Raw genomic sequence first — 8,194 nt, 5'->3', positions numbered from 1 at the left:
ATCGCAAATTGATATAAAAACATATACGAACCTGTGACATTTATGTCTATTGTTGCTTAAATGGCGTCAGAATATATATAAATGTCCTAAATACGTACTTCTATTCAATTAAAAAGGAGACATTACAGGTGATTTTTCTGCATAGGCTTTGGAGCTTTTCCTTATTTTACATATCTTTCCGACAAATTGGACATCACGTTTTAAAATTAGGAAACCACTTCATGAAGAAACACAACTATAGGATAAAAAAGAGATTTTCTTTAAATAGTACTTTATTGCTAATTATTTCTCTCCTTTTGATCACTCCGAAGGCAGATGCTTCATATACGTTACGACAATTCTCAAGTAAGAACGGATTGTCTAACAGTGCCATTCTTTCTATGTGTCAAGATAGCCATGGAGTGATATGGATCGGTTCTTGTGATGGATTGAACGTTTATGATGGTAATTATCTGGGATTATATAAATCTGCTAACTTAAATAATCGTCTTTCCGGCAATCTGATAGATAGAGTGATGGAAGGCGAAGAAGATGTAATGTGGATACAGACAAATTATGGTCTGGACCGTTTTGACATCCGTCATCAAACGATACAGAGTTTTAAACAGTTCAAGGACATTAACTTTATGGATAAAAGTCCGGATGGTGATTATTTTATTATTAAAGATGACGGCTATATCTACTATTATTATCCGGGAGCCAAAGATTTTCAGAGGCTTAATGTTGAGAAGATTGATTTTGAGAAGGTTCAACAGTTGAAAATTGATAGCTCCGGTATTCTTTGGGTGTTCTCTTCGGGCAATGATAACCGGAGTTATATGATAGAGAAAAATGGAGATCAGGTTTCCTTAATACCTTGCAACTATTTTAATCATCCTGAGCCTATATTATGGGCGTTTGTGGAGGATGGAATGCTTTATTTTATAGATAATACTTATTCGCTTTATGAATGTGAACTGCGTAATCGCAGGATGTATTATGTGGCAGACTTAGAAGAAGAAATACATCACCGGGGAGAAGTTTCCTCTATCATTAAACACAAAAATGATTTCTTCATCGGCTTTAAAAATAGTGGATTGATTCGATTGGAGTATTTATCGAATTCGAAGTCAAAGTATGCAATACATCCTATCAATATTCAGTCGGGTATTTTTTGTCTGATGAAGGATCGGTTTCAGGATATTATCTGGGTAGGAACCGACGGACAAGGAATTTATATGTGTTTCACCAATGAATTTTCCATTCAAAATGTACTTTTGAATGCGCCTGAATATAGGGTAAATAATCCGGTACGTTCTTTATTTCTGGATCAAGAGAAGTCTTTGTGGGTTGGAACAAAAGGTGATGGAATTCTAAAAATGAAGAATTTTAATCAGGATGGAAAGATAACTTCGCAAGTAGAGAGGTTTTCAACTGCTAATAGCTCTTTAGCGCATAATTCTATTTATAGTTTTGCAACAAGTCGGTGGAATCGTTTGTGGATTGGTACGGAGAACGGACTTAATTATTACTCGTATCCGGAAAAGAAAATAAAGGAATTCCCGGTTTTGGCAGATGATAAGACAGTGAAATATGTCCATTCCATTTTGGAGACCAATGATAGTACATTGTGGATTGCTACAGTAGGAGAAGGAATTGTTAAAATAATATTGGATACTTCCAGCTACGGAGTTAAGGTGAAATCTGCCAAGCGTTTTGTTTTGGATGGTGGAAAAAGAGCTTCAAACTATTTCTTTGTTTCGTTTCAGGAAAACGATTCGACTATTTGGTTTGGTAATCGGGGATATGTGCTTATAAAATGAATACGCATACCTGTCAATTGACACCTTGCCGCATTGACGATGTAGTGAAGAACCAGATGGTAAATGATATTTTTGCTATTTATAAAAATGATCAAGGATATTGGTTCGGTACGAGTTTTGGTCTAGCACGATTACATCAGGGAGAATATCGGGTGTATAACCAGATGGATGGTTTTCCGAATAATACGATTCATGGTATTTTGGAGGGTAGAGATAATAATCTTTGGTTAAGTACCAATCAAGGAATGGCGAGGTTCAAGGTACGAGATAATACCATACAGACATATCGTCAACAAAGTGGTCTGGAGGTGACAGAGTTTAGTGATGGGGCTTTCTTTAAAGATCAATATACAGGTACCTTATTTTTTGGTGGGACCAATGGATTTATCACAATTAGTGAGAACGAGCATACTTCTGAAGAATATATGCCTGCATTATATTTCAACCGCTTGTCCATTTTTGGTAAAGAATATAACATATACGACTTCTTGAAAGGAGATAAACAGGAGACATTGGTACTGGACTATAGTCAGAACTTCTTTAATCTTTCCTTCCTTGCTGTCGATCATATTAATGGGAATAACTATACATATTCCTATAAAATAGATGAGTTAAGTGATAGCTGGATTGATAATGGACTTTCAACTAGGGCTGTTTTCTCTAATTTATCTCCGGGAGAGTATACTTTGTTGGTGAAATATCGGAGCAATATTACAGGAAAAGAGAGTCGGCCATATTCACTGATCATTCGAATTACTCCTCCCTGGTATATGACTGTCTATGCTTATATTATTTATTTCATTCTGTTTAGTGTACTTGTGACCGGTTGTATTTGGCTTGTAGTAAATCGTTATCGCATGAAGCGTAATGTGATGATTGAACAAATGAACCAGCAACAACGTGAAGAGCTGTATGAGTCGAAATTACGATTCTTTACTAATATTACTCACGAGTTCTGTACTCCACTGACATTAATTAGCGGACCTTGTGAGAAAATCCTTTCATATAACAAAGTAGACGGTTACATTCATAAATATGCTTCCATGATTCAGCAAAATGCATTGAAGTTGAATGCACTGATATTGGAATTGATCGAGTTCCGGCGTTTGGAGACGGGTCATAAGCAACTTAATATTAGGCATATTCCCGTTACGGAACAGGTGCGTACCATTGCCGAATCGTTTGGGGAATTGGTTGAAAGTCGGAGTATCAACTATCGTTTACAACTAGAAGAAGGCGTAAATTGGAATACTGATATTAGTTGCTTGAGTAAGATTGTGAGTAATTTGATTTCTAATGCATTCAAATATACTCCGGAGCGTGGTTCTATCGCGATTGAATTATTTGCAAACGAAGAACAACTTTATTTTCGAATTTCCAATACCGGGAAAGGTATAGAAAAGGCTGATCTTACTAAGATTTTCGACCGTTATAAGATTTTGGATAACTTTGAGGTGCAAAATAAGAATGGAATTTCTCCGAGAAATGGCTTAGGATTGGCAATCTGTCATAGTATGGTGACTTTGCTCAACGGACAGATTCATGTATCCAGTATACCGAATGAAGTAACAACTTTTGAGGTAATATTACCTATGTTGGAAGTAACTACCGAAGTTGAGGAAGAAAAATTGGCAGAAGAACCTGTTCTTCCTTCCGACGAACAGATAATAGAGCTTCAGAACACTTCAACTGAATATGATAAGAACAAACAAACCATTATGATTATAGATGATGATCCTTCTATGTTGTGGTTTGTAACAGAGATTTTCGTCGGAAAATACAATGTTGTTCCTTTGTATAGTGCAGATGAGGCCTTGAAACAATTGACTCTCCAGCTGCCGGACTTGATTATTTCCGATGTAATGATGCCCGGAATGGATGGAATGTCGTTTGCTAAGAAATTAAAATCCGATAAACAGCTAAGTCGTATTCCTTTGATTCTGTTGTCGGCACTTAATAATATCGACGAGCAAACGCGAGGCATCGAATCAGGTGCTGAGGCTTATATTACAAAACCTTTTAATGTAGAATACCTAGAAAAGGTAGTGAAAAGGCTTATGCAACGTGAAAAAGATCTGAAAGAATATTATAGTTCGGTATTAAGTGCTTTTGAATTGAATGATGGTCATTTCTTGCATAAAGAAGATAAGGCTTTCTTTGAAAAGATGATGCAGAATATCGACAGCCATATTCAAGACTCTGAATTATCGGTAGAACTACTTAGTAACTCTTTGGGATATAGTACGCGGCAATTCTATCGGCGATTAAAGAATATCACCGACAAGACTCCTGCTGATATTATTCGGGAATACCGTCTGACTATTGTAGAGCGTCTATTGCTTACTACACAGCTTTCTATTGAAGAGATTATGGATAAAACCGGATTCACAAATAGAGGAACATTTTATAAGGTGTTTGCTCAAAAGTTTGAGATGACCCCTAAACAATATAGAAATAAGAAAAAGAAAGATATTCAGGCTATTTCAGAAGGGGAGTCGGTAAATGCGTAAATATATCTAAATTGGAGATTGTAAATTTGTACTGCGGTGGTAACCAATTTTGTTAGATGAAATAAATCTTATTAGTGAAAGGGGCTTTTAAGGTTTATAAGAGACAAAAGTATAGTTTATGTATCAAGGTTTAGCTTTCTTCAGTAGGACATAAAAAAAGAACTTTCTGTAGCTTTATTTAGTTATATTCGTTGATAAACTATAAAGACAGAAAGTTCTTTCTATTTTTCTAATACCGGATTTTCCGGTTGCCCACCGATATTTTATTTTTTAGGTTTTCTACGTGCCCATCCCTCTTCACTAAAGTTAGGCTCTTCATCTTTGAAAAACTGTTTCCAGTCATCTTTCTTTAGAGGTCCACGTGCATCGGAATAACCACGATTTTCACGACTTGGTTTTTCTTTCTTTGTATTACCTTTGGTAGATGAGGAATCTTTGGCTTTTCTATCTCTATTTCCATTGCGTGAAGATGTACGTTCCTCACCTTTACCATATCGTTTAGCTCCCTTATAATCGCTGGAACGGCCGTTACTTTCCCGCCCTTTTCCATTCTCATCACCTGCTACTTCTACAACAACCTTACGTCCGTTTCGTTTCACACCATTCAGTGCTTTCAAAACGTTGTTTGCTTCTTTTTCCGGGACTTCAAAGAAAGAGAAGTTTTGCATCAAGTCTATACGTCCCAGTTCGATACGTCCACGTGTGTTGCTGTTTAGTAAGCTGATAAGTTCGTTAGGGAAGAAATTATCAGTTTTACCCATGTTGATGAATAAACGAGTGAAACCGGGAGCACCTTTTCGGTTTCTCTTTTCAGCATTCCCTTCTCTGCCATCCCTATCTCTGCGTTCACACTATCAGAAGGTTGTTCTATTTCTGCACGTCCACGATAATACTCAGAGAAGCGGTTGAACTCGTGTGATACCATTCGTTTGATCAAATCCTCTTTGCTCAACCATTCCAGTTTACGGTAAATTTCCGGCATGAAATCCGCAATATCATCTTCGTTTACCTTTACCTTTTCCAAGTCATCGATCACCTTAATTAATTGTTTCTGGCAAATACCCGAGGCAGTCGGCATTTCTCCAGCGATGAATTTTTTGCCGATGATACGTTCTATTTCACGCATTTTTCCTTTCTCGCGAAGGTTGATGATAGCGATGGAGGTTCCTGTTTTACCGGCCCGGCCTGTACGTCCGCTACGGTGAGTGTAACTTTCCGTATCGTCCGGTAAACCATAGTTGATAACATGTGTCAGATCGTCTACATCCAATCCACGAGCAGCTACATCGGTAGCAACCAATAATTGCAGGTTACGGATCCGGAATTTCTGCATTACTGCATCCCGTTGCGCTTGTGACAGTTCTCCATGCAGTGAATCGGCATTATAACCTTCCTGCATCAATTTATCTGCAATCTCCTGTGTTTCCTTGCGGGTACGACAAAAGATGATGCCATAAATTTGCGGATAATAATCGACGATGCGTTTCAGCGCTTCGTATTTATCTTTAGCATGTACGGTGTAAACGACATGTTTTACATTACTGGTACTTTCATTCTTGCGTCCGATAGTGATCTCTTTTGCATTACGTAGATAGTTCTTCGAGATGCGAGCGATCTCCGGACTCATGGTAGCTGAGAATAACAGCGTGTTACGTTCTTGCGGAACATCCGCAAGAATTGCGTTGATGCTGTCTGTGAACCCCATGTTCAGCATTTCGTCCGCTTCGTCCATCACTACGTTACGAATGGTAGACAGTGAAACTGTCTTCCGTTCCATTAGGTCAAGCAAACGTCCGGGGGTGGCAACAATAATATGCACACCACGTTTCAAACTGCGTATCTGGCTATCGATAGAAGAACCGCCATATACAGGCAGCACTTTCAATCCGTTAATGTATTTGGAATAATCGTTCAGGTCGCCCGCTATCTGGAGGCAAAGCTCGCGGGTAGGGCAAAGGATAAGCGATTGTGGAATTCTTTTATTTACGTCAACCTGTTGGAGCAAGGGCAAACCGAATGCGGCTGTTTTACCTGTCCCCGTTTGTGCGAGAGCTACTACGTCGTTATTATCTCCTAAAAGGTACGGAATCACTTCCTCTTGTACCGGCATGGGATTCTCATATCCCATTTCTTCAATTGCTTTACGTATCTCCGGAGAAACGCCAAGCTCTTCAAATGTCTTCATTAAATCTCTGTATATCTTTTATTTCGGTTGCAAAGATAGTCAATTTAATGGATATTAGACAATAGGATAATGGATAATTGTGCATGGTGATTTCACATTATTGTTAGTTAGTATCTAATATTAGTTAATAAAATGCTTCGTAGTTGTTTTATTTCTTCATTAGAGAGTCCTATTCCTTTCTTGAGGTAAGTTTGTACGTTACCATATTCCATTTCAATTTGTTCTTTGGCGGCATTCAGAAAGTCTTCTTTGGCGGAATAGATAGTTGTGATAGCTTCTTGTGAATTAGTGGGTAGATTGTAGGCAAATTTAGAGGCTTTCACGATGTCAAAATAATAATTGCTCAGACGATAGTCTTCCATAATATCCTCTTCATTGATTCCTAAAGATGCTAATAACAGTGCGGAAACAACACCTGTACGTCCCTTACCTGATGTACAGTGAATTACTACTGGATAATGATTAGGATTAAGCAGGTAGGTGAATATTTGTTTGAATTGTGACTTGTAATTGGTTACTAATTCTCGGTTGGTTTGTTGTATTAACCGATTGATAGTATCAGTTTTTATTTTTTTCTGTTGAATTCCTATAAGAATGTTTTCTAAATTCCCGGTGAGGATGGGGATATGTAGAATCTTGAATCTTTTATCATTTAATGGTGGATTATTACGATATTCCCTTTCGGAACGGAGATCTATGATCGTACGGATGCCTATGTTAGCCAGTTCCTGACGTGCACAAGGCGGGATACTGTCAATTTGTGCAGATCGGTAAATCATGCCCCAACGTGTTTCTTTTCTTGTTCCGGAGGATTTATATCCTCCTAGGTCACGAAAGTTTTGAATACCAGTAATATTAATGTTCCGGGGGGCTACCTCAGTTCTGTATTTGCTATTGAATGTCATTAAGTAATAATAACGCTGTGTCGGATCTTCGGTTATAATAGTCATTTTACCATCGGAAATGTTGGCCATAGCTACAGGAGAACTTTCCGGAATCAGGTCGGGTGAGGTGGAAGCGTATACTTTTACCTGTCCATCGATTGCTGGATTTGTTTCCCACTTAATAATACAGTTTCCTATATTGTTTTCTTCACATGCTACTAATATATTAGGACGGCTATCAGTGCATGATGGAAACACCAACAGAATTGTGAGCCAGCTTAACAGGTTTTTATACATAGTTTTTTTGTCTTAGATCTATTATGCAAAGATAGAAATTACCCGTAAATATGATGATTCCTTTGCGATAATTAGTCAAAGTTAATAGTAATTTAAGAGAAGTTTATACAACTGTATAACATTATGGGGTAAATCTTTTGTGGTATGCCAAATGGATACAGCCTTCAACAGTTCGCGAGAAATATAATAGCAGATATTGGTTGCAGTTTTATTTGTATAAAGATATGGAGAATTCGCTTATTCGCCAGGGGGGGAGGTGAGGATAAACTTCGTCAGTTAAACCAAGCTTATTATTCAGGGGATGGGTCATTAATAGAAAACTTCTTCTCTATTAATAGAAAACTTGCTTTCTATTAGGAGAGAACTTGCTTTTCTTTCATACAAAACTATAACCGCAAGCTTCGGTTATATAACTGCAACTTGCGATTACATAATCAAAAGTTGCGGTTTCATAATCAGAGCTTGCGGTTATAGATTCTTTGCTATAAAAAAACATTTTATTTCATGAAAGGAGAA

1 protein-coding gene and 2 pseudogenes are annotated in these 8,194 nt (G+C 37.6%); 1 reads left to right on the top strand and 2 read right to left on the bottom strand.

Annotation, left to right across the window (positions count from 1 at the left end):
• The first annotated feature begins 221 nt into the window (after positions 1–221).
• Positions 222–4,312: pseudogene (locus JCM17102_RS28665) on the top strand (hybrid sensor histidine kinase/response regulator transcription factor).
• 263 nt (positions 4,313–4,575) lie between these two features.
• Here the strand turns inward: JCM17102_RS28665 and JCM17102_RS28660 are convergent.
• Both JCM17102_RS28660 and JCM17102_RS20380 read right to left on the bottom strand, forming a co-directional pair.
• Positions 4,576–6,497: pseudogene (locus tag JCM17102_RS28660) on the bottom strand (DEAD/DEAH box helicase).
• A gap of 107 nt (positions 6,498–6,604) precedes the next feature.
• Positions 6,605–7,678: a tyrosine-protein phosphatase gene (locus JCM17102_RS20380; RefSeq protein ID WP_025076495.1), complete on the bottom strand. Its 1,074-nt coding sequence runs from the start codon at positions 7,676–7,678 to the stop codon at positions 6,605–6,607.
• Between the last annotated feature and the right edge of the window lie 516 nt (positions 7,679–8,194).

It is taken from the genome of Bacteroides faecichinchillae JCM 17102, assembly GCF_000614145.1.
GTDB lineage: Bacteria > Bacteroidota > Bacteroidia > Bacteroidales > Bacteroidaceae > Bacteroides > Bacteroides faecichinchillae.
This window is presented reverse-complemented; position numbering and strand designations above follow the sequence as displayed.